Annotated in this window: 26 protein-coding genes; 3 read left to right on the top strand and 23 right to left on the bottom strand. The window is 47.4% G+C overall.

From position 1 onward, the window contains the following. Window positions 1–9: 9 nt before the first annotated feature. From flgJ to flgB, 9 genes are all read right to left on the bottom strand, one after another. Window positions 10–972, bottom strand: coding sequence for a flagellar assembly peptidoglycan hydrolase FlgJ (flgJ, locus tag IG609_RS07535; protein ID WP_193399077.1), 963 nt, complete (start codon window positions 970–972; stop codon window positions 10–12). Then, a complete protein-coding gene (locus tag IG609_RS07530; protein ID WP_039545079.1) occupies window positions 972–2081 on the bottom strand; it encodes a flagellar basal body P-ring protein FlgI in 1110 nt (369 codons plus the stop codon). Before IG609_RS07530 ends, flgJ begins: the two co-directional genes overlap by 1 nt. Before the next feature lie 16 nt (window positions 2082–2097). Next, window positions 2098–2811: a flagellar basal body L-ring protein FlgH gene (flgH, locus tag IG609_RS07525; RefSeq protein WP_039545081.1), complete on the bottom strand. Its 714-nt coding sequence runs from the start codon at window positions 2809–2811 to the stop codon at window positions 2098–2100. A 179-nt stretch (window positions 2812–2990) separates the two neighbouring features. Further along, complete coding sequence (gene flgG, locus IG609_RS07520) at window positions 2991–3773, bottom strand: flagellar basal-body rod protein FlgG (protein ID WP_011093286.1); 783 nt, start codon at window positions 3771–3773, stop codon at window positions 2991–2993. A gap of 27 nt (window positions 3774–3800) precedes the next feature. After that, entirely contained in the window at window positions 3801–4556 is a 756-nt protein-coding gene (locus tag IG609_RS07515; RefSeq protein WP_193399076.1) for a flagellar basal body rod protein FlgF, read from the bottom strand. A gap of 21 nt (window positions 4557–4577) precedes the next feature. Then, window positions 4578–5813 (bottom strand): flagellar hook protein FlgE, encoded by a 1236-nt coding sequence (gene flgE, locus IG609_RS07510; RefSeq protein WP_193400370.1) that lies wholly within the window; start codon window positions 5811–5813, stop codon window positions 4578–4580. Window positions 5814–5887: 74 nt separating this feature from the next. Beyond that, window positions 5888–6562: a flagellar hook assembly protein FlgD gene (gene flgD / locus IG609_RS07505; protein WP_193399074.1), complete on the bottom strand. Its 675-nt coding sequence runs from the start codon at window positions 6560–6562 to the stop codon at window positions 5888–5890. Window positions 6563–6577: 15 nt separating this feature from the next. Continuing rightward, window positions 6578–6982, bottom strand: a complete 405-nt coding sequence (gene flgC, locus IG609_RS07500; RefSeq protein ID WP_010279553.1) for a flagellar basal body rod protein FlgC — start codon at window positions 6980–6982, stop codon at window positions 6578–6580. A gap of 28 nt (window positions 6983–7010) precedes the next feature. Continuing rightward, window positions 7011–7427 (bottom strand): flagellar basal body rod protein FlgB, encoded by a 417-nt coding sequence (gene flgB / locus IG609_RS07495; protein ID WP_102118438.1) that lies wholly within the window; start codon window positions 7425–7427, stop codon window positions 7011–7013. A gap of 165 nt (window positions 7428–7592) precedes the next feature. On the opposite strand from flgB, the gene flgA reads away from it, so the two are divergent. The 3 genes from flgA to IG609_RS07480 all read left to right on the top strand — a co-directional run bounded on the left by flgA (window position 7593) and on the right by IG609_RS07480 (window position 9142). Then, window positions 7593–8261 carry a flagellar basal body P-ring formation chaperone FlgA gene (gene flgA / locus IG609_RS07490; RefSeq protein ID WP_193400368.1) on the top strand — a complete coding sequence of 223 codons (669 nt, stop codon included), beginning with the start codon at window positions 7593–7595 and terminating at the stop codon, window positions 8259–8261. 141 nt (window positions 8262–8402) lie between these two features. Continuing rightward, window positions 8403–8699 carry a flagellar biosynthesis anti-sigma factor FlgM gene (gene flgM / locus IG609_RS07485; protein ID WP_116156116.1) on the top strand — a complete coding sequence of 99 codons (297 nt, stop codon included), beginning with the start codon at window positions 8403–8405 and terminating at the stop codon, window positions 8697–8699. A 5-nt stretch (window positions 8700–8704) separates the two neighbouring features. Further along, window positions 8705–9142 (top strand): flagella synthesis protein FlgN, encoded by a 438-nt coding sequence (locus IG609_RS07480; protein WP_102118435.1) that lies wholly within the window; start codon window positions 8705–8707, stop codon window positions 9140–9142. 55 nt (window positions 9143–9197) lie between these two features. Here IG609_RS07480 and IG609_RS07475 read toward each other — a convergent pair whose 3' ends face one another. The 14 genes from IG609_RS07475 to flhD all read right to left on the bottom strand — a co-directional run bounded on the left by IG609_RS07475 (window position 9198) and on the right by flhD (window position 23886). After that, window positions 9198–9605 carry a flagellar protein FlhE gene (locus tag IG609_RS07475; RefSeq protein ID WP_226373435.1) on the bottom strand — a complete coding sequence of 136 codons (408 nt, stop codon included), beginning with the start codon at window positions 9603–9605 and terminating at the stop codon, window positions 9198–9200. 8 nt (window positions 9606–9613) lie between these two features. Further along, entirely contained in the window at window positions 9614–11698 is a 2085-nt protein-coding gene (gene flhA / locus IG609_RS07470; RefSeq protein WP_193399070.1) for a flagellar biosynthesis protein FlhA, read from the bottom strand. Beyond that, the gene (flhB, locus tag IG609_RS07465) at window positions 11691–12842 is read right to left on the bottom strand and encodes a flagellar biosynthesis protein FlhB (RefSeq protein ID WP_193400366.1); all 1152 of its coding nucleotides are present in this window, start codon (window positions 12840–12842) and stop codon (window positions 11691–11693) included. Before flhB ends, flhA begins: the two co-directional genes overlap by 8 nt. Before the next feature lie 245 nt (window positions 12843–13087). Next, window positions 13088–13732 (bottom strand): protein phosphatase CheZ, encoded by a 645-nt coding sequence (cheZ, locus tag IG609_RS07460; protein WP_102118431.1) that lies wholly within the window; start codon window positions 13730–13732, stop codon window positions 13088–13090. Window positions 13733–13741: 9 nt separating this feature from the next. Then, a complete protein-coding gene (cheY, locus tag IG609_RS07455; RefSeq protein ID WP_095699942.1) occupies window positions 13742–14131 on the bottom strand; it encodes a chemotaxis response regulator CheY in 390 nt (129 codons plus the stop codon). Between the two features lie 38 nt (window positions 14132–14169). Next, entirely contained in the window at window positions 14170–15222 is a 1053-nt protein-coding gene (locus IG609_RS07450; RefSeq protein WP_102118430.1) for a protein-glutamate methylesterase/protein-glutamine glutaminase, read from the bottom strand. Beyond that, complete coding sequence (gene cheR / locus IG609_RS07445) at window positions 15222–16094, bottom strand: protein-glutamate O-methyltransferase CheR (RefSeq protein ID WP_102118429.1); 873 nt, start codon at window positions 16092–16094, stop codon at window positions 15222–15224. Before cheR ends, IG609_RS07450 begins: the two co-directional genes overlap by 1 nt. Window positions 16095–16496: 402 nt before the next feature. Next, the gene (locus IG609_RS07440) at window positions 16497–18173 is read right to left on the bottom strand and encodes a methyl-accepting chemotaxis protein (protein WP_193399068.1); all 1677 of its coding nucleotides are present in this window, start codon (window positions 18171–18173) and stop codon (window positions 16497–16499) included. Between the two features lie 135 nt (window positions 18174–18308). Next, a complete protein-coding gene (cheW, locus tag IG609_RS07435) occupies window positions 18309–18806 on the bottom strand; it encodes a chemotaxis protein CheW (protein ID WP_014915920.1) in 498 nt (165 codons plus the stop codon). Between the two features lie 31 nt (window positions 18807–18837). Next, a complete protein-coding gene (cheA, locus tag IG609_RS07430) occupies window positions 18838–20841 on the bottom strand; it encodes a chemotaxis protein CheA (protein ID WP_193399067.1) in 2004 nt (667 codons plus the stop codon). A 39-nt stretch (window positions 20842–20880) separates the two neighbouring features. After that, window positions 20881–21936 carry a flagellar motor protein MotB gene (gene motB / locus IG609_RS07425; protein WP_102118426.1) on the bottom strand — a complete coding sequence of 352 codons (1056 nt, stop codon included), beginning with the start codon at window positions 21934–21936 and terminating at the stop codon, window positions 20881–20883. Beyond that, complete coding sequence (motA, locus tag IG609_RS07420) at window positions 21933–22820, bottom strand: flagellar motor stator protein MotA (RefSeq protein WP_102118425.1); 888 nt, start codon at window positions 22818–22820, stop codon at window positions 21933–21935. The genes motB and motA overlap by 4 nt, the downstream gene beginning before the upstream one ends. Before the next feature lie 133 nt (window positions 22821–22953). Further along, a complete protein-coding gene (flhC, locus tag IG609_RS07415) occupies window positions 22954–23532 on the bottom strand; it encodes a flagellar transcriptional regulator FlhC (protein ID WP_102118424.1) in 579 nt (192 codons plus the stop codon). 3 nt (window positions 23533–23535) lie between these two features. Continuing rightward, window positions 23536–23886: a flagellar transcriptional regulator FlhD gene (flhD, locus tag IG609_RS07410; protein WP_010279486.1), complete on the bottom strand. Its 351-nt coding sequence runs from the start codon at window positions 23884–23886 to the stop codon at window positions 23536–23538. Between the last annotated feature and the right edge of the window lie 23 nt (window positions 23887–23909).

Raw genomic sequence — 23909 nt, 5'->3', positions numbered from 1 at the left:
ATAAAAAAATCAAAATAGCCGGCTCAAATCATGAGTGTAAGCTTTTGCCACTTTCTCACCTGAATGCTTCATTTGCTGGATCATATTAACCAGTTTCTGAGCATATTGCGGATCCGTTGCATAACCCGCTTTTTGCAATGCATGTGCCGCTTGCTCAGCCGTTCCGGCACTCATCACAGCAGAGTAGCGTGGGTTATTGGTCAACAATTTCACATAATCGCCAATAGCTTCAATATAGGAATCGTAAACTCTGAAGCTGGCTTTTACCTTTTTAGCTACACCTTGCTCATATTCTGTCGTGGTTATCTCAGTGGTTGGTCCATTCCAACTGCCGCCGGCCTTAATGCCGAATAGATTGTGGCTTGGGCGCCCATCTTCGGTAGGGATTTCACGCTGTCCCCAGCCAGATTCAAGCGCAGCCTGAGCGATGATCAGGTGATGAGGGATACCGCTATGCTGGCTGGCAATCTGAGCGGGTAAGGAAATCTGAGACACAAAATTACTATCGGATAGCGGCAACGCTGAGCCCGCCGTTGGCAATTTGGGCAGCGCTTTACGTACCATCTGTTCCACGGCCGCAGTTGGCATGCGTTTAAGGACATCACCATCGAATGTTAGTGGAACAGACGGAACAGCGGCTTTAGCTGCCGTAGCCTCTGGGGATTGTCGGGTTAATTGCTCAACCATGACATCCGCAAGCCCAAGCCCCTTGCCTTTAGTTGAGATCTCTTGAGCAATTTGCTGGTCATACATTGAGGTATACAGACGCGTCTGATCGCTGTTGAAGAGCCCGTCCTGCGGAATCGCTGAACGCATGCTTTTCATCATCAATTGTACAAACACGCCTTCCATTTGTTGCGCAACCGCTCTAATGCCCTCTTTGCTTTGAGGATTGCCTGAAACTTCACGCTTCAACGTATTCAGGGATTGCGCATCATAGGCTGCGTTATTCAGCGTCTGCATATCACTCATCAGATAATTTCCAGTTTGGCACGCAAGCAGCCAGCACTTTGCATCGCCTGCAGAATAGACATCAGTTCCATCGGCGTCGCGCCCAAAGAATTCAGTGCACGCACGACGTTGTTGAGATTGGCGCTGGAATTGACACGCTGTAAAGCACCACCCGCTTGCTGAACCGAAATCTCTGTCTGCGGTGTTACCACCGTCTGACCACCGCCAAATGGGGTATTAGGTTGGCTAACATTGGCCTGCTGATTGATCGTCACGGAGAGGTTACCCTGGGCGATAGCACAACTATCCAGCGTAACATCGCGGTTCATCACAACAGATCCAGTACGAGAATTAATAATTACCTTGGCATCCTGAATACCGACGTTGACTTCTATATTCTGGACATCGGCCAAAAAGCGAACCTGAGAACTATTGCCATGCGGAGCAAGTACCTGGATGGTACGAGAATCCAGCGGCGTCGCTGTACCACCATATCCAGAACGATTGATTGCATCGCTGACTTTCTGCGCCATTGAGAAGTCGTCATTCTTCAGTTGCAGTACTATCGTATTTGACGTGCCAAACGTACTCGGTAACTCCCGCTCAATAACCGCACCGTTACTGATTCGTCCGCCTGCAAGTTGGTTAACCTGAACACTGCTCCCACCAGCGGATGCACCAGCACCACCAACCAAAACGTTCCCCTGCGCCAGTGCATAAACCTGGTTGTCTACCCCTTTCAATGGGGTCATCAGCAGCGTCCCGCCTCGCAAGCTCTTTGCGTTACCGAGCGAAGACACAACAACATCAATATTTTGGCCTGATCTGCCAAAAGGCGGGAGCTCCGCCGTTACCATCACCGCAGCCACATTCTTCAACTGCATGTTGGTTCCAGCAGGAACGGTAATCCCTAACTGGGAAAGCATGTTAGTTAAGCTTTGCGTGGTAAACGGCGTCTGCATGGTCTGATCGCCAGAACCATCTAGGCCAACCACTAAACCGTAACCAATTAAGGCATTACCGCGTACGCCCTGGATATTCACCAGATCGCGAATTCTCTCTGCCGACGCAGGGACAATATTCAGCGTCAGTAACGTCAGCAGTACAGTGAAAAATGATGCAATCCGCATGGCAGGCCTCTTAAGCTTAGAACGGAGAAACATTGAGGAAGAACCGCTGTAACCAGCCCATGTTTTGCGCTTCGTTAATATAACCGTTACCGACATATTCAATCCGCGCATCCGCAACCTGCGTTGATGGCACCGAGTTATTACCGCTGATGGTTCTCGGATTTACTACCCCAGAGAAACGGATAAACTCTGTTCCCTGATTAATGGCAATTTGTTTTTCGCCAACGACCTGCAGGTTGCCATTAGCGAGTACTTGGCCCACGGTGACCGTAATCGTACCGCTGAAGGTGTTGTTTGCATTCGCACCACCTTGCCCAGTAAATTCGTTTGTTCCAGTTGCATTCAGGGAGGCTCGGTTATTACCCAACGGCCCTTCAAGATAGCGCGGTACCGCCGTCAGGCCAAACGTGGATGAACCATCGCGACTTGCATTGGCAGACGAACTTTTACTCGCGCTCACATTTTCCTGCAGCACGATCGTCAATGTATCGCCAATATTTCGTGGGCGACGATCCTCAAACATCGGCTGATAACCATAATTCATCGGCTGTACAGTTTGAAAAATAGAACCATTTGGCCCCGCTAATACGGGCGATCCAGGCTGAGCAGTCGTAGGCCCAGTGACAACTTTATCATGCGGAATATAGGCGCAACCGTTAAGTGCTAACATCGCGATCAATGCCAACAGACGGTGTCGGCGGAGTGGTTTGATAACCGACTTTGCATTCATTATCACTGCGGATATCGCCTTAAATTAATCTATTTCACCTATTCACGGGGTAAATCAAAACCATACTACCCACTCATCGGGTGCTTATGGCCATCATTATCTCGTTAACTGTCTATATTGCTACTATCAGGCAACCAGAGCACCCGCTCTCGCGCCTGAAATTAGCAGGCTACCTACCATTACAGCTGAGTCAATTTCTGCAACATTTGGTCAGAAGAAGAAATGGCTTTACTGTTGATCTCATAAGCACGCTGAGTCTGAATCATCGATACCAATTCCTCTGCCACATTGACGTTGGAGGTTTCGACATATTTCTGATACAGCAGACCTGCACCATTTAAACCTGGGTTCGTTTCATTCGGCGCGCCAGAGCTCGCGGTTTCCAGATACAGGTTTTCGCCCATGCTCTCAAGGCCGCTATCGTTAATAAAGGTTGTCAGTGTCAACTGGCCAATCTGGTTTGTTGCCGCCTGCCCTTGCACTTTAACGCTGACAATACCGTCACGACCTATATTCAGTTCCGTCGCATTCGCTGGAACAGTAATCGCTGGCTGAACCTGATAACCACTGGACGTCACTAACTGGCCGTTACCGTCAAGTTGGAAGGCACCGTCACGCGTGTAAGCCGTTGTACCATCAGGCAACTGCACCTGAAAGAACCCTTGACCTTTAATGGCAACGTCTTTCGAATTACCAGTTTCGGAAAATGTCCCTTGAGTATGGATACGCTCTGTTGATACTGGGCGAACCCCAGTACCGAGTTGTAAACCGGACGGTAGCATAGTTTGCTCTGAAGATTGAGCACCAGGCTGACGAATGGTTTGATACATCAAGTCTTCAAATACCGCACGCTGACGCTTGAAACCATTGGTGCTGACATTTGCCAAGTTATTGGAAATAACATCCATATTGGTTTGCTGAGCATTCAACCCAGTTTTGGCAATCCACAAAGAACGGATCATTTATTCACTCCTGTGCGCACTCGGCGCTTAACCCATCGCTAATATCTGATTAGCACGTTGTGCATTATCGTCGACGCTACTAATGATTTTCATCTGCATTTCAAAGCGACGAGCATTGGCAATCATATCGACCATCGTATCAACTGTGTTCACATTACTGCCTTCGATCACACCCGGCATAATACGCACAGTGGGATCATTTTGCAGAACATTACCACGTTGTTGCTGAGCCTGTTGCGTCAAGCGAAATAATCCGTCATCAGACCGCTCAACTTCTTGTCCGGTAGCCTTGACGAGCTTCAGACGACCTAGCTGGGCAATGGTATTCGGCGGGTCACCCGCATTCAGTGCAGAAATTGTACCATCAGGAGAAATACTGATTTGGGCTTGAGGAGGAATGTCAATCGGTCCGCCATCCCCCATCACAACACGCCCCTGGATAGTCAACTGCCCATCCGCGTTGATCTCCATATTACCATTACGAGTGTACGCTTCACCGCCATCAGCGGTTTGCACAGCAAGCCAGCTTTCTTTCGGTAAAGCGACATCCATTGCACGACCAGTATAATTCATGACGCCTTCAGTCATGTCAGCGCCAGGCGTTGAAGCGACAACCAGCGTTCGGGTGGGCAGCGTCACCCCATTGACCGGCACAGCGCGCAGTGCAGATAGCTGAGCCCGAAAACCCGGTGTTGAAGCGTTGGACAAGTTGTTCGCCGTAATCGCCTGCTTTTCCAATGACTGGCTCGCGCCACCCATTGCCGTATAAATCGCGTGATCCATGCAATGTCCCCGTTAGGATAATTAACGCAGGCTAACCAGCGTTTGCAGAATGGAATCCTGCGTTTTAATCGTTTGCGCGTTTGACTGGTAATTACGCTGCGCAACAATCATGCTGACCAGCTCTTTACTCAGGTCAACGTTTGAACTTTCGGTAGATTTACCGATCAGTTTACCCAGACTTCCGGTACCAGCAAGACCAACGACAGCCTGACCAGAGCTCGCCGTTTCAGACCAAGCGTTATCGCCTTCAGGCGATAAACCTTCTGGGTTGGCAAAGCTAGCCAGCAGGATCTGACCCAGCGCTTGTTTCTGACCGTTACTGTAACTGCCTTCGATCGTACCATCATCATTGATAGCAAAACCGGTCAGCGAGCCTGGAGCGAAACCGTTCTGAGTTGGGCTCTTATAGCTGTATTCGGTATTTTGTTGGATGCTGCCGGTTAGGTCGAGAACAAAACGATTCGTAGCAGCACCATTCGTGCCCACAATTTGAATAGAAAATCCAGGAACCGCTGTCGGCGTTGTGGAAGACTGAGAAACTAAAGCACCATTCGCCCCAAAATTCAATATTCCTGCATTTTGATACGAGGCTGATGTTACTGGTGTTATAGCACCATCCAGAGCATAGGTTTGCCACGTATTGGGCGCCGTTTTAACAAAATACAGTGTGAAATCGTGCTTGTTACCTTGGCTGTCATAGGTCGTCAGCGCAGTTTTGCTGTTATAAGTGCCTTCTGCGCCAGGATTAGTAGCCCAAGCTGTTGCTGGAACCGAATCGGAAGATTTCAGGTTTGCTTTCAAAGCAGCCGTCGTTGTCGCACTCGACAGCATGTCACCATCAGGAACAGTCAACGGTACTGGGTCAGCACCCGTTTGTACAACGGGTGGTGTGCCTGCAACCGGATAACCCGTCAGTTGCATACCCTGCGCGTTGACGATATTACGACCATCCAGCATGAACTGACCATTACGGCTGTAATAAGTCGAGCCATTGGTGTCTTGCAGGCGGTAAAAACCACCACCGCTAATTGCGATATCTAGGTCTCGTGAAGACGACGTCACCGTACCATTGCCAAAATCCTGCAGTACCGATGCAACTTTAACACCCATCCCCACTTTAGAACCCGCAAACATGTCGGCAAATGTAACAGTACCGGATTTAAAGCCCACTGTCGCTGAGTTAGCGATGTTATTGCCGATGACATCCAGATTATTAGATGCCGCGTTTAAGCCGCTGACTGCCTGAGAAAAACCCATGTCGCTCTCCAGAGAATTGATTAAGTCATATTCCAGATAGTGAATTTCACTGGAATAACATGAAATTTACACCATTACAGAATCTGCCGGACATCGTCCATGGTGGCTCTGCCGCGCAGACCTAAATCCAGCAATGCACCGTTATCGCCGCGAACGACACTATTGACAACTGCATAGCTCAATGGCTGAACAACTTGCTGTGCGCCCCCCGTACTGGCGGCGACACTGATGGTATAAGCCCCATCAGGCGCAACCGTACCATCAGAAAGTTTACTATCCCAGTTGAATGAGTGAACGCCGGCAGAAAGCGTCCCCAGTTCGATCGTACGTACGGCTTTACCTGTCGAATCATTGACAGTAACGGTGACAACTTCCGCTGCTTTTTCCAGCTCTACGCCAAAGGGGGTACTGGTTTCTTTACCAACAAGAATGTCTTTTCCAGGGATCATGACACTGTGCCCAATCAGCGTTGTTGCCTGCATGGATTGGTTATTATTGATCTGGCCAGAAATAGAACCTAGGGTGGTGTTCAATTTCTCAATACCGCTGACGGTATTGAGCTGAGCAAGTTGGCTGACCAACTGGTCGTTGCTCATCGGATTCGTCGGATCCTGATTCTTCAACTGTGCAACCAGAAGCGTCAAAAATTGGTTTTGGAGGTCAGCGCTGCTGTTCTTCTCGACCGCCGTTGTCGACGATGAACTCTGTGTTTTAGCCGCAGAGGAAGTATCATTAGTTGTGATAGACATTATTTCATATCCCAGTTATTGGCCGATGGTTAACGTCTTCAGCATCATTGATTTTGTCGTATTCAAAACTTCGACGTTTGCCTGATAGCTGCGCGAGGCAGAAATGGTGTTTACCATCTCTGCCACAGGGTCGACATTCGGCATGCGAACGTATCCCTGCCCATCAGCCAGCGGATTACCCGGTTCGTAAACCAGACGAGCAGGCGATGGGTCTTCAATAACATTGGAAACGCGTACACCACCTGTAGACTGCCCCGGAGCGGCATTCACTTCGAATACAACTTGCTTGGCGCGATAAGGCTCGCCATCAGGCCCCGTCACGCTGTCTGCGTTAGCCAGATTACTGGCGCTCACATTCAGACGCTGAGATTGCGCAGAAAGCGCTGAGCCTGAAATTTCGAATATATTTAATAACGACATGAATCTTTACCTTCCTATCGCGCTACGATCACGAACCTGACTGCAGGACCGACATCATACCTTTAATCTGTCCGCCAATAACGGTCAGGCTGGATTGATATTTCAGGCTATTATCGGCAAAATTAGTGCGTTCGCGGTCCATATCGACCGTATTACCATCCAACGCAGGCTGATCGGGTACACGATAGAGCAAATCAAGTTCCGGCGGTTGAAAGTTCTGTGCTGGTATATGCCGTACTGATGTGGTTTTCAGCGCGATACCCGTACCGTTCACCCGTCCTTGCTCCATCGTTTTACTGAGCTGGCTGGCAAAATCGATATCCCTGGCCTGATATCCTGGCGTATCCGCATTGGCAATATTCGCGGCCAGAATTTCCTGCCGCTGGGCACGCAAGTTCAACGCTTCCTGCTGAAACCGCAATGAGGCGTCTAATTTATCAAGCATGCTCCCTCCGCAAGTTAGAATTTGGAGTAAGTAGGATAATTCTCATGATGGCTATACCATCGAATGAATAGACACTAAATGCAGCGCTATTTATTGCCTTAACCTCATGCTGGCATCGTTACACTTAACGCCCAATATAATCAGAATCAGGAGAGCTGGGCAGGAATGAAAACAATACATTATTACCTCTATCTGGCTGCGTCCTGTTTTTTCACCCTTTGTACAGCAGTCAATGCCAACGACCTTCCTGCACAGGTCAATCAATTTTTTGCCTCACGCTTTCAGGGAAGCACGAATACCGTAAACGTTGTGGTAAAATCGCCAGAATCGCAATGGCCAGAGTGCCAAGCGCCGCAAATCGCGCTGCCTGGAAATGCGAAAATGTGGGGTAATGTGAGCCTGTCCGTACGTTGCGGGCAACATCGTCGTTTCATTCAAATCGAAGTTCAGGTAACTGGGAATTATGTCACCAGTGCACGACTGATAAATCGAGGAACCACGCTGACGGAAAAAGACGTTCGTTTGACAAAAGGCAGGCTCGATTTATTACCGTTGCGCCCTATACTGACGTTACCAGACGCACAAGGCGCAGTCCTTTTGCGCGATCTCACTCCTGGCCAGGTTATTACCGCGTCTATGATCCGGCGCGCTTGGGTCGTAAAGGCCGGTCAGTTAGTGCAAATTATTGCCCAAGGGGAAGGCTTTACAATCAATAGCGAAGGAAAAGCCATGAACAACGCGGCAGATGGGCAAGGGGTCAGAGTCAGAACGGCAAATGGACAAATAGTCAGCGGAATCGCAAACGAAGATGGGATTATTCTGATCTCACAGTAATTAATTAAAGATTTGCTCATGTTTGCCGATGATAGTTACAGAGTCATTAATGATGACGTTTTAGAATTGAACACCAATGTGATAAATACTCCTTAACACATTGATTATTAACCATTTATCCTCAAATTAGAGGGATGTATTATGAGTATTGATCGCACCCAGTCACTGAAGCCGGTCAGTCAAGTGCAGCAACGTGAATCTGGCGATATCGCTAAAGCTAAACGTACACAGACTGAAGTCCAGTCTGAAGTAAGTGCAACGCAGGTGAAGCTGAGCGATGCGCAGGCAAAGTTGATGCAGCCAGGTACGCACGACATAGACATGAACCGGGTTGAAACCTTGAAGCAGGCAATTCGTGATGGCTCACTTAACATGGACGCCGGAAAAATCGCGGATGCGCTGCTTAAAGAGACGCAGGATTTTTTAGCAGGTAATTAATATTTATGGAAAATCTGCAAGCTATTTTAGATCAGCTGCTGAGCAACTTACGTGACCTCGATGTTGTTATGTCTGAAGAGCAAACCCTGCTTTGCGCTGGCCATATTAATAGCATCGCGCTGCAACAGGTAACAGAGAAGAAAACGTCCTTGCTAGCGACGATGCAGCATTTGGAAACGCAGCGCCATAAAACTGAATCGACTCTTAAGTTGCAAGCGCCTTATGACGGCATTGAAAAACTGTCGACTTACTGGCAGCAAGTGCAAGAGTTAACCAGGCGTTTGAATGATCAGAATCAGCATAATGGCCTTCTGCTTAGCCGGCATATTGCCTACACGAACGAAGCCATCAACATATTGAAGCCTCGTCACGGTCAGGGATTGTATGGCCCAGATGGTCAGTCGAAAGGTGTAACAGTTGGCGGTAGGAAAATTACATTCTAAAAGTCTCTGCGCTTTAGGCAGAGACTTTTGACCATCTAAACAGCCACTTAGAAAACTACTTATAATTTACCGCAATATCGATCGTACGCACGCTGAACGTATGATTAATACGACCATTTCCTTCAATGTAGTATACAAAACGAAACTCATTATTAGCAGCCAATCCGTTAAATGCTTGAGTTTGCCCGTCACCACTCCCGTCTAAGTCAACACAGCGCTGCGGTGATTGTGAACACAATTTCACAACAAGCCCTACTGGTATCACAGAATCAATCACGTGCCGCCAATATATTGTCGTAATCGTTTCATCTGGATTAACCGCTATGTTAGGAACAAAAGCTGACGTCGTAACCATTTCACCACGATGATCAAGTTTTATGCCCGTCATACTTCCGTTCCAACTACCGGGCGTCGCGATAGCACAGAGCGGGAATGCCATCACGACTGCAGCCAGAAAATGCATCATCGTCCTCACTTCTGAGTTTCCCCTATCACTGATGTCATGCGAATCTGGCGATGATCGCTGATTTCTAAATTAGACAGTACGGCCATGTTTGGCAGACTACGATGCAAGAATCGGGCAAGCAAAGCACGCAAAGCATGGTTCACAAGCAAAACCGGCGGAGCACCCAACATTTCCTGCCGCTGTAGCGCTTGTTTCGCCTGTTCAAGCAAGCGATCGGCAAGCCCCGGTTCGAGACCACCGCCTCCTTGAAGCGCCTGTAACAGGAGTCGTTCCAACGAGCCTTCCAAACCGATAACCTGAAGTTCACTGTCTCCTGGAAACCACTGCTGAGTTATCGCACGCCCCAGAGCAACCCTAACCACCGTAGTGAGTTCATAAGGATCTGGCTGCACCGGCGCATGTTCAGCCAATGTCTCCATGATGGTACGCATATCCCTAATCGAAACCCTCTCGCTAAGCAAATTCTGCAAGACCTTATGCAAAGTCGTTAACGTCACCACGCCCGGAATGAAATCTTCTGTCAGTTTTGGCATTTCCTGCGCAACGCGATCCATCAATTGCTGAGCTTCCTGCCGTCCAAACAGTTCACTGGCATGCAATGCAATTAAGTGGTTCAGGTGGGTTGCTACTACGGTACTTGCCTCTACGACAGTGAATCCTTGAGCCTGAGCCTGATCTTTGAGGGCATTATCAATCCAGACCGCTGGGAGCCCAAACGCCGGATCCTTCGTGATATCGCCAGACAAAGAGCCAACAGCATTACCCGGATTGATCGCCATCCAACGACCCGGATGAGCCTCACCGCTACCCACCTCAACACCTTTCATCAGTATGCGATAGCTGGCAGGCTGAAGTTCCAAATTATCCCGGATATGAACCACTGGCGGTAAGTATCCCATTTCCTGGGCAAACTTTTTCCTGATACTACGAATCCTGCCCAGCAGTTCGCCATCTTGCTGCGCGTCAACCATTGGGATTAATCGATAACCAACTTCCATACCCAGCGGATCTTCAAGCTGTACATCAGACCAGCTTGCTTCAACAATCTGATGCTTCTCCATTGATGCTGGCATAGGTTGCATGACGGGTTCTTTCTGCTGTTCTCCACGCATCCACCAGGCAAGCGCTAACAAAGCTGCGGTAAATAACAGAAAGACAAAGTTGGGCATTCCAGGAACCAGACCAATAAGTCCAATAACCGCCGCACTCAGCACCATCACTCGTGGGTTATTGAATAGCTGGGTGACCATCTGCTGGCCAACATCCTGATCGGTACTCACGCGAGTAACAATAACACCCGCGGCGGTAGAAATAATCAGAGCTGGAATCTGGGCAACCAGTCCATCACCAATGGTAAGTAGCGTATAGCTTTCTGCTGCCTGTCCTACTGGCATGCCGTGCTGCGCAACACCAACGACCAATCCACCAATGACGTTGATGACCATGATAATCAATCCAGCGACAGCGTCACCACGCACGAATTTACTGGCACCGTCCATTGAGCCATAAAAATCTGACTCCTGAGTGACTTCAGCTCGGCGCTTTTTCGCTTCTTCTTCACCAATGATTCCAGCATTAAGATCAGCATCAATCGCCATTTGCTTGCCTGGCATTCCATCCAATACAAAGCGAGCACCGACTTCAGCGATACGTCCGGCACCTTTGGTGATAACCATGAAATTGATTAAGACAAGAATGATAAAGACCACGATACCAATGGCAAAATTTCCGCCTACCAGAAAGTGACCAAATGCTTCAACCACTTTACCTGCGGCGGCAGTCCCTGTATGCCCTTCCAACAAAATGATACGGGTAGAAGCGACGTTGAGCGAAAGACGCAATAAAGTAGAAAACAGCAGAATCGTAGGGAACGCAGCAAACTCCAGCGTCCGCTGTGTAAACATCGCAACCAGCAATACCATGATGGACAGTGCAATGTTAAAGGTAAATAACAGATCCAGAATGAATGGCGGCAGCGGCAATACCATCATGGAAAGTATCAGCAGGATCAATATTGGTCCGGCTAATATTTGCCATTGGCCACCTTTCATATTACTCGGTAAACGAAGCAAAGAGGCCAAATTAGCCATCAGTAATATTCTCTTTAGCAAAATCCAGTGCATCCGGCACGGGTAGATGTTTCGGTTTTCTAGGAATTAATCCACCTTCCCGCTTCCAGCGTTTCAGTTGATAAACCCAGGCTAAGACTTCTGCAACAGCGGCATACAGCGCAGCCGGAATATGCTGTCCGACCTCTGAATGACGAAATAGCGCTCGCGCCAACGGAGGGGCTTCTAAAATAGGAACGCGATGTTCGGCCCCCAAATCACGAATACGCAACGCAATTTCACCAGCCCCTTTAGCTAACACTCTCGGCGCATTCATTTTTTTCTCATCATAACGTAATGCTACCGCATAATGCGTCGGGTTAGTGACTATCACATCAGCCTTCGGCACATCAGCCATCATTCTACGCTGAGCAATTGCTCTCTGCTGCTGACGAATACGACCTTTAACATGCGGGTCACCTTCGCTCTGTTTATGCTCATCACGAATTTCCTGCTTGCTCATTCGTAACTTTTTGATATGGCTCCAAACTTGCCAAAACACATCAAAAGCGACCATGGGAATGAGGCCCATGATAATAAGGAAACCACACATCACGGCCAGTTCTAGCGCATCACCCATCGCCGCAATCGGCGCCTCAGATACCAGATGCAATATCTTCGGCCAGTTATGAATCAAGAACAAGGTACTAATGATCCCAACCACGACTGATTTCAATATTGCCTTGAAGAGCTCAGCGAGTGATTGAGCGGAAAACAATCGTTTCAACCCAGAAATAGGATCTAATTTTTTGAAGTCAACCTGTAATGATTTGGTACTAAATAATATCCCACCAAGCAGCAAAGGTGCTGACAGCGCAACCAACACAGCACCGAGCATAATTGGCATCAACGCCGATACAGCCTGACGCAGTAATGAGCCGACATGCCGTAGCATTTGAGTGTCATCACCAATCGTTGCGTAATCAAAGTTTAACGACAGTGAGACAATTCTGGCCAATCGGCCAGCCATGGCTTCGCCTCCCATCCACAAAATAGCCAGACCTGCGACCATCATCAGAACAGAAGTCAGTTCTCGCGATCGCGGGATCTGCCCTTCTTCACGCGCTTTCTCCTCTTTTTGGGGAGTGGGGGCTTCTGTTTTTTCTAGATCGCTATCTTCAGCCACTATGGCGTTCCTGTTACGACTTTCGGGATAGGAATTTGCTGCCTAGCATGACAAATACGAGAAAGTTTTATGGCTGGAACAACGGGAAAAACCAGCGCTTCTTTAACGCATAGTAAGAATTAAGGGGAAGAGAAAAACGAATTTAGCTATTTATGGCCATAAGTACTGGCCATAAATAACTGGGGCGACGGTGATGGTAACCTTTTCAAAAAAGAAGATGACTTCTTTTTTTGAAGCAAGGTTTATCAGAATCCGAGACTATCCAGAAGATCGTCAACCTGATCCTGATTGGCGACGATACCTGCTGCTCCTTTGTCCAATTGAGGTCCATTGAGCAGACCATCATTAGGACGCTTAGGTGAATCTGGTTTTTCTGGAATATTTTCCAGCAACACCATCAGCAGTTGTTTTTCAATTTCCTGGACAACATCCATCATACGCTTGATTACCTGACCAGTAAGATCCTGGAAATCCTGCGCCATCATAATTTCCAACAGTTGTGCGTTGGTAAACGAGGTATGCTGTGGTACATCCTCAAGATAGCTACGCGTATCCGTCACTAATTCACGTGCATCTGCCAGTTCAATTGGGTTTTCAAACCATTCATCCCAACGGGTTTTCAGGGATTTGGCATCCGCTTCTAGTTGGTTTTGACGTGGCTGTGCAGCCTCTACGCAATTCAGAGCACGCTCTGCAGCTTGCGCAGTCATCTGGACAACATAGTCAAGACGATCGCGGGCATCAGGAATAGCCTCTGCTGCTTCTGCTATCGCATTATCCAAACCCAGCTCTTTCAAACTGTCGCGCAGCATACGAGTCAATTGACCGATACGCGAAATGATCTCGGTTGCTGAAGCGGTGTCGTTCACGGACGGCATATGTGGCGTCATAAGATCCCCTTACATACCCAATTTTTCGAAAATCTTACTCAGTTTTTCTTCAAGGGTAGCTGCAGTAAATGGTTTAACTACATAGCCGCTAGCACCCGCTTGTGCCGCAGCGATAATGTTCTCTTTCTTTGCTTCTGCCGTTACCATCAGCACGGGAAGGCTGGAAAGCGCGCCGTCAGCACGAATAGTCTGTAATAGCTCCAGTCCATCCATGTTGGGCATATTCCAGTCAGAAATGACGAAATCAAAAGCACTGGAGCGAAGCTTATTCAGTGCATCTGCGCCGTCCTCTGCCTCTTCTACGTTATTAAAGCCCAGTTCCTTCAGCAGGTTACGGACAATTCGGCGCATCGTCGAAAAATCATCCACTACCAGAAATCTGAGTTCTTTATCGGCCATACCTACTCCTAAAATATTTATTGCTCACCAAGAGCTGCTTATATACGTAATGCCTGTCCGGCAGAGATTTGTGCCAACATACGCTGGCTCACCTGGTGCAAATCCACCACTTCATCAACGCCACCCATCGCAATCGCTTCACGCGGCATCCCGAAAACCACACAACTTGCTTCATTTTGGGCGAGAGTATAAGCACCAGCCTGATGGAGTTCCAACATACCAGCTGCCCCATCATTGCCCATTCCAGTAAGGATTACCCCTACGGCATTTCGCCCGGCGTATTGCGCAACCGAACGGAATAACACGTCAACTGATGGACGATGCCGATTGACGGGAGGTCCATCATTTAAACGTACTTGATAGTTTGCCCCACTACGTGCCAGTTCCAGATGGCGTGCACCTGGAGCAATGTATGCATGACCAGGAAGAACACGTTCCCCGTCTTCTGCTTCTTTCACCGTAATCTGGCATAATTTATTCAAACGCTCTGCGAAAGACTTCGTAAAACCCGGTGGCATATGCTGTGTAATCAATAATGCAGGGCTTGTCGGCGGCAGGGGTTGTAATACATGCCGTATCGCTTCCGTTCCCCCCGTTGACGCACCGATCGCAATCAGCTTCTCACTACTGAGTAATGGCATATGCTGAATAATCTTTGTCGACTCTGCGGCAGTACTACGTTGCGGTAGACGCGCCTTAGCGGCCATGCGAATTTTTTCCGCAATCAACTCACTGTACGCCAACATCCCCTCACGGATACCTAACTGTGGCTTGGTAACAAAATCAATCGCACCAAGCTCCAGCGCGCGAAGCGTAATCTCTGACCCTTTTCCAGTCAAGGACGATACCATGACAACAGGCATCGGGCGCAAACGCATAAGTTTCTCAAGAAAATCCAGTCCATCCATACGCGGCATTTCAACATCCAGCGTTAATACCTGAGGATTAAATTTTTTAATTAAATCACGAGCGACTAACGGATCTGGGGCAGTAGCGACAACTTCCATATCAGGATGGCTATTAATTATTTCAGTCATGATCTGACGCATGAGGGCAGAATCATCAACACATAATACTCTTATCTTGCTCATTATCTTTCCTTAGCCAGCCCATATACAGTTTGCCCACGCAGATAGAATTCACGACTGATCTGGCTGAAATTCTCTGAATGCCCAGCAAATAACAGCCCACCCGGTTTAAGCATTGGGACGAATCGACGGAGAATACGCTCTTGAGTTTCTTTATCGAAATAAATCATCACATTACGACAAAAAATAGCATCAAATGGCGCGGGAACGGACCAATCAGGTGCGAGCAGATTGAGTTGTTGGAAATGCACCATTGACGCAAGCTCAGGGCGAACACGAACCAAACCACTATGTGGTCCGGTACCGCGTAAAAAAAAACGCTGTAGCTGCTGTGGAGAAAGAGAGCGCAATTCTTCATGGCGATAGATGCCAGCGGTTGCCTTTTCTAGCACCTGGGTATCAATATCACTGGCCCATACCTGACACCCGCTCGCTTTATTACCCAAAACTTCAGCAAGAGTCATCGCCAATGAATACGGTTCTTCCCCTGTAGAGGCGGCCGTACTCCAGATAGTGTAACCATTAGGACGTTTTTTGGCATGCTCAGCCAATATAGGGAAATGGTGAGCTTCGCGGAAAAACGCCGTCAAGTTAGTGGTTAACGCATTAACAAAAGCTTGCCATTCTGCACTGTTAGGATCTGACTCTAATAGTGCTAAATACTGACCGAAATCATTGATTCCAAGCAAGCGAAGGCGTCTAACCAAACGATTGTAAACCATTTCACGTTTGTGATCGGCAAGGACAATGCCAGCACGCTGATATATTAATTGGCTGATTCGGCGGAAATGGGTGTCCGACAACGGCAATCTGTCAACCATCTGCGTCAGAATAGAAGCAGACTCGGGGCGATTTCTCGATGGCGTACTTTTCATATCACACTGCTCGGATACTGATTCTTGCTATGATGTTTTTTCAATTTGAACTTTCCTTCACAGCTACCGCAGGTTTTTATTGTCATTCGTCAATTATTCATCGAATTACGATTTAAAACTGACACTGTATTGGTAATACCAAAGCCAACCTCACCCATCATGTCTGTAACACAAATTACAGATTGAACAATACCATGAATTACACTGCTTCAAACCGCCAAGTGCTGTATCACTTACAAACCTCAAGTGTGCACTCATCAACTACTCGCATGCTCATTTTTTTACATTATGGCGAATCAACAATCACCCAGCCACCTGCATGTAAGTGTAAGTGGCTGGGGGTTATCTCATCAACGATGTTCCTACAGCATGGGTTACTTATAGTCTACATGACGGTTCTGATCAGAACGTTTCCCAATTATCATTTGATGAACCTTCTTTCGCCTTTTTACTGCCATTTACTGCTGAAGCCAACAATGCGTTTTTTTGGCCTGCTGTCGCCCTTCTAAACGAGCCTTCATCTTCAGAGAGGCGGAATACGGCAACAGCCTGATTCAGTACTTTCACTTGTTCTTCCAATGCAACAGCCGCAGCGGCAGATTCTTCAACCAAGGAGGCGTTTTGCTGCGTAACTCGATCCATCTCAGTTACAGCTTGGCCAACCTGATCAATACCTTTACTTTGCTCATCAGAAGCAGAGGCAATTTCACCCATAATATCCGTTACACGAGTGACAGCACTGACGATTTCTCCCATCGTCTCGCCCGCGTTTTCAACCAGTGCAGAACCTTCATCAACTCGGCTGACAGAATCTTCAATCAAACTTTTAATTTCTTTCGCAGCCTGAGCACTACGTTGTGCCAAACTACGGACTTCACCTGCGACAACCGCAAAACCACGGCCTTGTTCCCCTGCTCTGGCTGCTTCAACCGCCGCATTCAAGGCAAGAATGTTAGTTTGGAAAGCAATACCATCAATCACACTAGTGATATCGGCAATTTTTTGCGAACTTCCAGCAATATTTTGCATGGTTTTGACGACATTATCGACAACCCTACCCCCCTTCTGCGCCGTCTCTGACGCACTGAGTGCCAACTGGCTGGCCTGACGAGCATTTTCCGCATTCTGTTTAACTGTTGCGGTCAACTGTTCCATACTTGCTGCTGTTTCTTCTAATGAAGCAGCCTGTTGTTCGGTACGCGATGAAAGATCGTTATTACCAGCGCTAATTTCTGTAGCACCAGTATAAATGGCATCAGCACCTTGTCGAACCGCACTAACTGTTGAAACAAACTCACTTTGCATATGGCGAATACTCTCAGCCAAAATGCCCATTTCATTGCTGCTGTGAAAGTTAGTCGTTTTTGTCATATCGCCTTTCGCAATATGACGAATATGTTCAACAATATTATTTAGCGGCCTTATTAATAGCTGTTGAATACCAACCCAAGACATCAGCGCTAACGCAAAAACCAACACGATAATGAAGCCAAGGATCCAGAGCGCTGAGTCGTAAGCTGCATCATTTTTAGCTATACCAGCCTGATAAAGTTTATCGCTTTCAGCTTTATAAGCGTAATACGCTTTTTCAAAGTTATCCTGGAAGCGCTGGGTCGGTTGCTCAATAAATTTCTTAAATTCCCCAGCGTTCAAAAATTGAATCAGTTCAGTCAATGCTGCATTTAGAGCGACATAGTTTTCTTTTACACCACGAGAAATACTGTCATCCTGTCGTACATCCTGAGGTATTTTCTCATATCGAATGAAATAATCATTTGCCACCGCGAGCTGCTTTTCAGCAGAGGTAAGAAGCTCTTTACCGCCAGCCCCCGCCCCCGTACCACTTGCATCAAGCGCAAAACGCGTCCCCGCACGGTTAAGTGTATTGCGAGTCTGTAATAAATATGACCATGCCGAATCCAGCTCGGAACGCTTTTGGTTAATAACCTGCGTTGAACTGAAGATATCCTTATCATTTTTTAATGCACTAAAGAATAAACCACCAGAAATAAGCTGAAGAGCTCCAAACAACACGAGTACAAGCATCAAACCTGTAACAACTTTTATACGGTTAAACATATAACGCCTTTTGAGTAGACCAACCACCTATTATATCGGCATTATTCTGGATATCTTTACGAATTTCTGAACTAACAAGAATATGACTAAGGAAGGTTTTCGGGGCCACTTTCGTAGCCCCCGGAGGCCGATAGATTAGACTTTCAATACACTATCAACCAGCGCCATTTCCTCACTACTCAACAGCTTCTCGATATCAACCAGAATCAGCATTCTCTCGCCCAAAGAGCCTAAACCAGTCAGGTACTCCGTTGACAGCGTTACAGCAAACTCCGGCGCGGGACGAATTTGGTCTGTAGTCAATGACAACACATCAGACACGCCATCTACAACAATCCCGACAACACGCTGACCAAGGTTGAGAACAATCACAACCGTGTTGTCATCGTATTCAACATCCTGCTTGGCGAATTTAATGCGCAAGTCAACGATCGGTACAATGACACCACGTAGGTTGGTAACACCTTTAATGAAGGAAGGTGTGTTAGCAATACGCGTTACTTGGTCATAACCGCGAATTTCTTGTACTTTTAAAATATCAACGCCGTACTCTTCGTCACCCAGCGTAAAAATCAGGAATTCCTGTCCTACTGTTTCGCCAGTTAATTTCGTGACGCTTGCAAGTCCAGTCATGTTTTCCACCCTTTATTAATGATCTGTTTTATTAAGCAGCAGTTTCAACCGCACGCTTTTCACGATTGAGCGCTTGTAACGCTGAAACATCCACAATCAGCGCAACGCTGCCATCACCAAGGATGGTAGCGGCTGAAACGCCTGGCACCTTGCGATAATTACTTTCCAGGTTTTTAACGACGACCTGATGCTGCCCAATCAGTTGATCGACCAGCAAGGCATAACGTCGACCCGCACTTTGCAAAATAACGACAATACCCTGAGTAGCATCCGTCTTAGCGCCATCTACATCAAAGACATGGAACAGTTCAACGAGAGGTAAATATTCACCACGAACCTGCAATACCCTTTCTCCGCCAGCTAACGGATACAGGTCTTCCGACTGCGGCTGCAAGGACTCCATCACGGCGTTAAGTGGTAGAATAAAGACTTCTTTGTTAACTTTAACAGACATGCCATCAAGGATCGCGAGCGTTAGTGGCAACAGGATTCTGATAGTCGTGCCTTTTCCGGCCTGGAAGTGGATTTCGACATGCCCCCCCATTTCCTGAATATTTCGCTTCACCACATCCATGCCGACACCACGGCCAGAAACGTCGGTGACTTTCTCAGCGGTTGAAAAACCTGGAGCAAAGATCAACATGCCCACTTCTTCATCAGACATCGAGTCACTCACGGCCAAACCTTGAGACAAAGCTTTAGCCAGAATTCTCTCGCGGTTGAGCCCTGCCCCATCGTCGATAACTTCAATACAGATGTTACCGCCTTGATGTTCCGCAGAAAGCGTCAAGTTACCCACCGCAGACTTACCTGCAGCAACGCGTTTATCTGGAGATTCGATACCGTGATCGAGGCTGTTACGCACCAAGTGCGTCAGAGGATCGATAATACGTTCGATCAAACTCTTATCCAGCTCAGTCGAACTCCCCATCAGCGTTAGGTCAACCTGCTTATCCAATTTCGCAGCGAGGTCACGAACCAATCGAGGGAAACGGCTAAATACATATTCCATCGGCATCATACGGATCGACATAACCGATTCTTGCAGATCGCGAGCGTTACGTTCCAACTGCCCCATACTGTTGAGCAAATCGCCGTGCGCCACAGGATCGAGTTCGCTTGAGCGCTGCGCCAGCATGGACTGCGTAATCACTAACTCACCAACGAGGTTGATAAGTTGGTCAACCTTCTCAACCGCTACACGAATACTAGTATCACCAGTTTTTGCTTTATTTTTTCCATTTTCCGGCGCAACTTGCGGTTTTGCAGCAACTGGCACAGACGGGGCCACTGGAGCAGCTGCGGCGGGTGCTTGAACCACCGCCAATGTCTCTACGACTTCAGCGACAACAGGTTGGCTGGCCACAGCAGATTTGAAGCTGATTTGCTCAGGTTCAAGTACAAAACACAGAACCGCGCTAATATCGTCTTCACTTTCAGACGTGACCAATGTCACTTCTACGCTAGTGTCAGTTTGATGTGGATCTTTAACCGTCCCCAGATTGCCAAGCTCTTCCAGCATCTGAGGTATTTCCTGAGACTTCAGGCCGGTTAATGCAATACGCATTTCACCTTTACCTGCACCATTAGAGGCTGGGCTAGCAGAGTTCTGTGTTGCGGCCGACGCATCAGATGCGGCTGCGTCACCATCGGCTTTAGACTCCAGAGCAAGCTGGCGCAAGGCCTGACAGATATACTCAAAGCTTTCAGCATTGGGTTCCTGTGCGGTTTTATAAGCGTCCAACTGATCCTGCATAATGTCTTTTGTTTCCAGAAACAGGTTGATGATATCAGTGCTAAGACGCATTTCGCCACGTCTTGCTCCATCGAGTAGGTTTTCTAACAGGTGTGTAGTTTCCTGCAATGCTTTAAAACCGAATGTGCCAGCGCCTCCTTTTATGGAGTGAGCTGCACGGAAAATTGCATTCAGTTGCTCAGTGTCGGGTTCGGACGGATCCAACAACAATAAGTGTTGTTCCATATCTGCAAGTAATTCATCTGCTTCATCAAAGAACGTTTGATAAAAAGCACTCATGTCCATGCTCACGTGGTCACCTCTGCTGTGAATCGCGGCTTATTGAGAAGGCGTCGCCTGACTATCGGGCGCAGCAGGCAACGCAGTGGTTGGCTGTTGACGCTCTGGAGCAGGAACTCCATTAGTTGGTTGTGGCAATGCCCCACCACTTCCACTCGTATTGTTATTATCACTATTTTCGGCAGCCGGAATGGTAGGTTTAGGCTTACCCAACTGCATATTTTGTAAATTTTCCACTTTGTCTATATTTACAGCAGAGCTTTCTGCATTTTCTTCTTCAATATCCTTTTGAGCTTGTCTGCTCAATACCAACAAACTGATACGCCGGTTAATCGCATCATTCCCACTTACAGCCTGTTTTAGGTGCATTGTCGCAGCCATACCCACAACGCGCAAAACTTTTCCATCAGACAAGCCCCCAAAAATAAGCTCTCGACGTGATGCATTAGCACGATCCGCAGACAATTCCCAGTTACTATAACCACGTTCCCCTGTCGTATACTGAACATCATCAGTATGGCCTGATATACTCAATTTATTCGGGAAATCGTTCAGGATAGGGGCTATCGCACGCAGGATATCTCGCATATAGGGCTCAACCTGTGCACTCCCAGTTTTAAACATGGGGCGATTTTGACTATCGATAATTTGGATGCGTAACCCTTGATCAATCATTTCAATTAACAGATGCGGGCGGAGTGCTCGTAATCGAGGGTCAGCCTCAATTAACTGATCCAAACGTTCGCGCAATTTATTGAGCCGCGCCTCATCCAACTTCTTTTCCACGTTATCCGTTTTGATGGCTTTTTTCACTTCACCATCTTGCTGAGTGGGATCATTCCCTCCACCTGGGATGGGACTGGAACTGTCGCTTGATTTAGGACCTGAAGTTAATGCAACCTTTAGCGGGGTACGAAAATACTCCGCGATTTGCGCTAACTGCATTGGCGTAGAAATTGCGATAAGCCACATTACAAGAAACAATGCCATCATTGCTGTCATGAAGTCAGCGTAGGCAATCTTCCAAGAGCCACCATGGTGGCCCCCATGTCCAGACTTACGCTTTTTGCGAATAATGGGATGCTGATGTTTCATGCATTACTGTCCGACGCTTGCTGAGTCGGCGATTTCACACGACGAATGTGTTCTTCCAATTCAGTAAAGGAAGGACGCTCCGTCGAGTACAGTGTTTTACGACCAAATTCAACGGCAATTTGCGGCGCGTAACCATTAAGACTAGACAGTAAAGTGACTTTAATGCATTGCAATACTTTGATTTTTTCTGCATTTTTCTGGCGCAGTAATGCGGCTAATGGGGAGACAAAGCCATAAGCAAGTAGAATTCCCAAGAAGGTACCCACCATGGCGTGAGCGATCATCATCCCCAACTCAGCTGCAGGCCGGTCAACATAGGCCAGTGAGTGAACAACACCCATAACTGCAGCGACGATACCAAATGCAGGAAGGCCGTCACCCATCATCGTCAAACTCGATGCAGGTATTTCACTTTCATGCTCAATCGTTTCGATCTCTTCATCCATCAGCGTTTCAATCTCAAATGCATTCATATTACCGCTGACCATCAACCGTAAATAATCGGTGATAAATTCAACCACATTGTTGTCAGCAAGAATATTGGGGTAGCTTGAGAAAATTTCACTTTCGCGAGGGTTATCAATATCAAATTCCAAGGAAAGCATACCTTGCTGGCGAGATTTGGCCATCACACGGAAGAGTAACGCCATGAGGTCCATATACAATGCTTTATTATACTTAGAGCCTTTGACCAGAAGAGGTAGCGCACGTAGTGTTGCTTTTATCGCCTTTCCATTATTACCAACAATGAAAGCGCCTACCGCAGCACCGCCGATAATCAGCAGCTCAGAAGGTTGATAAAGCGCTCCCAAGGCCCCACCGACCATGAGATAACCGCCGAGTACCGAGGCCACAATGACGATATAACCCAATATAACCAGCACAAGAAATCCTTATAATAAAAAGGTGGGCGGAAAGAGAGATAAAACTGCGGAGCCGTAGCTAAGACATTCTAGAGGAAAAAATCTATCACCGCTTTCACAATCAACAATGATAGATTCACAAATCGCTACAGGCTCAGACTGCGTGTTTTACCTGTTCATCCAGCAGTTGAGGTATTATATCGGCAAGATTTTGCGAAAGTTTACGCCTTTTTACCGCTCTGGAAGGGGGTTGGCACAAACTACAAACAAAACTGTTTTTAGGTTGGTGAGCGTGAGTAATGAACATCCCTTTGCAACAATTGCATGACGATAGTTGCAGCATACCGCTGTCAACAAAACGGACTAACGTCCAAGCCCGCGTCAATGCCAACAGTGGAGAATCGCTCTGCGGCGCACACTGTTCCAGGTAAAGCCGATAAGATTTAATAACCGCTTCAACACCGCTGCACTGCCCACTCTTGATTAAAAAGCTGTAAGCGTTGTAGAACATTGATGAGTGAATATTCTGTTCCCAAGTCATAAACCAATCCGTTGAAAAAGGTAGCATTCCCTTTGGCGGCGGACTTCCTCTAAGTTCTTTGTACAGTTTAATCAGACGTCCGCGGCTTAACTGAGTTTCACTTTCCAGCATCTGTAACCGAGCACCGAGCGAAATGAGTTCCATCGCCAATTGGATGTCTTTCGCCTCCTGAACAATACTTTTCTCCGCCATTACTTATGCCCTTTTCTTAGGCAGGTTTTCTTCTTTCGAAGTTAACTGTTGTAATAAGTTACTCGACAACAAAATCCCCGTATGAATTTGTTGTAAATCATCCACACGTGATTCCTGAGTCAAGACTTTGATTGTATTGTGATCGTTAAAACGAAAATGGCATATCAATTGATTAGTTTCTGCCAATTTCACCATCTGCGGTAAAGTTAGTTGCATCAAGATATCTGCCATCTCGTCATTGATACCAAGACGAAACATAGCAGAAGCTTTTTCATCATTAATTAAACGTTGTGCTAGTAACAAATAAGACAGATTAATGTCATAAATGTGTTTGAGTAATTCAGAGGTACCCATATTTCCCATCCCGACAGGCTATG

The sequence above is a fragment of the Pectobacterium quasiaquaticum genome, assembly GCF_014946775.2.
GTDB classification, from domain to species: domain Bacteria; phylum Pseudomonadota; class Gammaproteobacteria; order Enterobacterales; family Enterobacteriaceae; genus Pectobacterium; species Pectobacterium aquaticum.
The sequence above is the reverse complement of the archived record's forward strand: the minus strand, read 5'-3'. Positions and strand labels throughout refer to the sequence as shown.

Excerpts from the sequence above, each read along its gene's own strand:
- flgJ (WP_193399077.1), bottom strand. The coding sequence starts at position 972 with ATGAGTGATATGCAGACGCTGAATAACGCAGCCTATGATGCGCAATCC.
- IG609_RS07530 (WP_039545079.1), bottom strand. The coding sequence starts at position 2,081 with ATGCGGATTGCATCATTTTTCACTGTACTGCTGACGTTACTGACGCTG.
- flgH (WP_039545081.1), bottom strand. The coding sequence starts at position 2,811 with ATGAATGCAAAGTCGGTTATCAAACCACTCCGCCGACACCGTCTGTTG.
- flgG (WP_011093286.1), bottom strand. The coding sequence starts at position 3,773 with ATGATCCGTTCTTTGTGGATTGCCAAAACTGGGTTGAATGCTCAGCAA.
- IG609_RS07515 (WP_193399076.1), bottom strand. The coding sequence starts at position 4,556 with ATGGATCACGCGATTTATACGGCAATGGGTGGCGCGAGCCAGTCATTG.
- flgE (WP_193400370.1), bottom strand. The coding sequence starts at position 5,813 with ATGGGTTTTTCTCAGGCAGTCAGCGGCTTAAACGCGGCATCTAATAAT.
- flgD (WP_193399074.1), bottom strand. The coding sequence starts at position 6,562 with ATGTCTATCACAACTAATGATACTTCCTCTGCGGCTAAAACACAGAGT.
- flgC (WP_010279553.1), bottom strand. The coding sequence starts at position 6,982 with ATGTCGTTATTAAATATATTCGAAATTTCAGGCTCAGCGCTTTCTGCG.
- flgB (WP_102118438.1), bottom strand. The coding sequence starts at position 7,427 with ATGCTTGATAAATTAGACGCCTCATTGCGGTTTCAGCAGGAAGCGTTG.
- flgA (WP_193400368.1), top strand. The coding sequence starts at position 7,593 with ATGAAAACAATACATTATTACCTCTATCTGGCTGCGTCCTGTTTTTTC.
- flgM (WP_116156116.1), top strand. The coding sequence starts at position 8,403 with ATGAGTATTGATCGCACCCAGTCACTGAAGCCGGTCAGTCAAGTGCAG.
- IG609_RS07480 (WP_102118435.1), top strand. The coding sequence starts at position 8,705 with ATGGAAAATCTGCAAGCTATTTTAGATCAGCTGCTGAGCAACTTACGT.
- IG609_RS07475 (WP_226373435.1), bottom strand. The coding sequence starts at position 9,605 with ATGCATTTTCTGGCTGCAGTCGTGATGGCATTCCCGCTCTGTGCTATC.
- flhA (WP_193399070.1), bottom strand. The coding sequence starts at position 11,698 with ATGGCTAATTTGGCCTCTTTGCTTCGTTTACCGAGTAATATGAAAGGT.
- cheZ (WP_102118431.1), bottom strand. The coding sequence starts at position 13,732 with ATGACGCCACATATGCCGTCCGTGAACGACACCGCTTCAGCAACCGAG.
- cheY (WP_095699942.1), bottom strand. The coding sequence starts at position 14,131 with ATGGCCGATAAAGAACTCAGATTTCTGGTAGTGGATGATTTTTCGACG.
- IG609_RS07450 (WP_102118430.1), bottom strand. The coding sequence starts at position 15,222 with ATGAGCAAGATAAGAGTATTATGTGTTGATGATTCTGCCCTCATGCGT.
- cheR (WP_102118429.1), bottom strand. The coding sequence starts at position 16,094 with ATGAAAAGTACGCCATCGAGAAATCGCCCCGAGTCTGCTTCTATTCTG.
- IG609_RS07440 (WP_193399068.1), bottom strand. The coding sequence starts at position 18,173 with ATGTTTAACCGTATAAAAGTTGTTACAGGTTTGATGCTTGTACTCGTG.
- cheW (WP_014915920.1), bottom strand. The coding sequence starts at position 18,806 with ATGACTGGACTTGCAAGCGTCACGAAATTAACTGGCGAAACAGTAGGA.
- cheA (WP_193399067.1), bottom strand. The coding sequence starts at position 20,841 with ATGAGTGCTTTTTATCAAACGTTCTTTGATGAAGCAGATGAATTACTT.
- motB (WP_102118426.1), bottom strand. The coding sequence starts at position 21,936 with ATGAAACATCAGCATCCCATTATTCGCAAAAAGCGTAAGTCTGGACAT.
- flhC (WP_102118424.1), bottom strand. The coding sequence starts at position 23,532 with ATGGCGGAGAAAAGTATTGTTCAGGAGGCGAAAGACATCCAATTGGCG.
- flhD (WP_010279486.1), bottom strand. The coding sequence starts at position 23,886 with ATGGGTACCTCTGAATTACTCAAACACATTTATGACATTAATCTGTCT.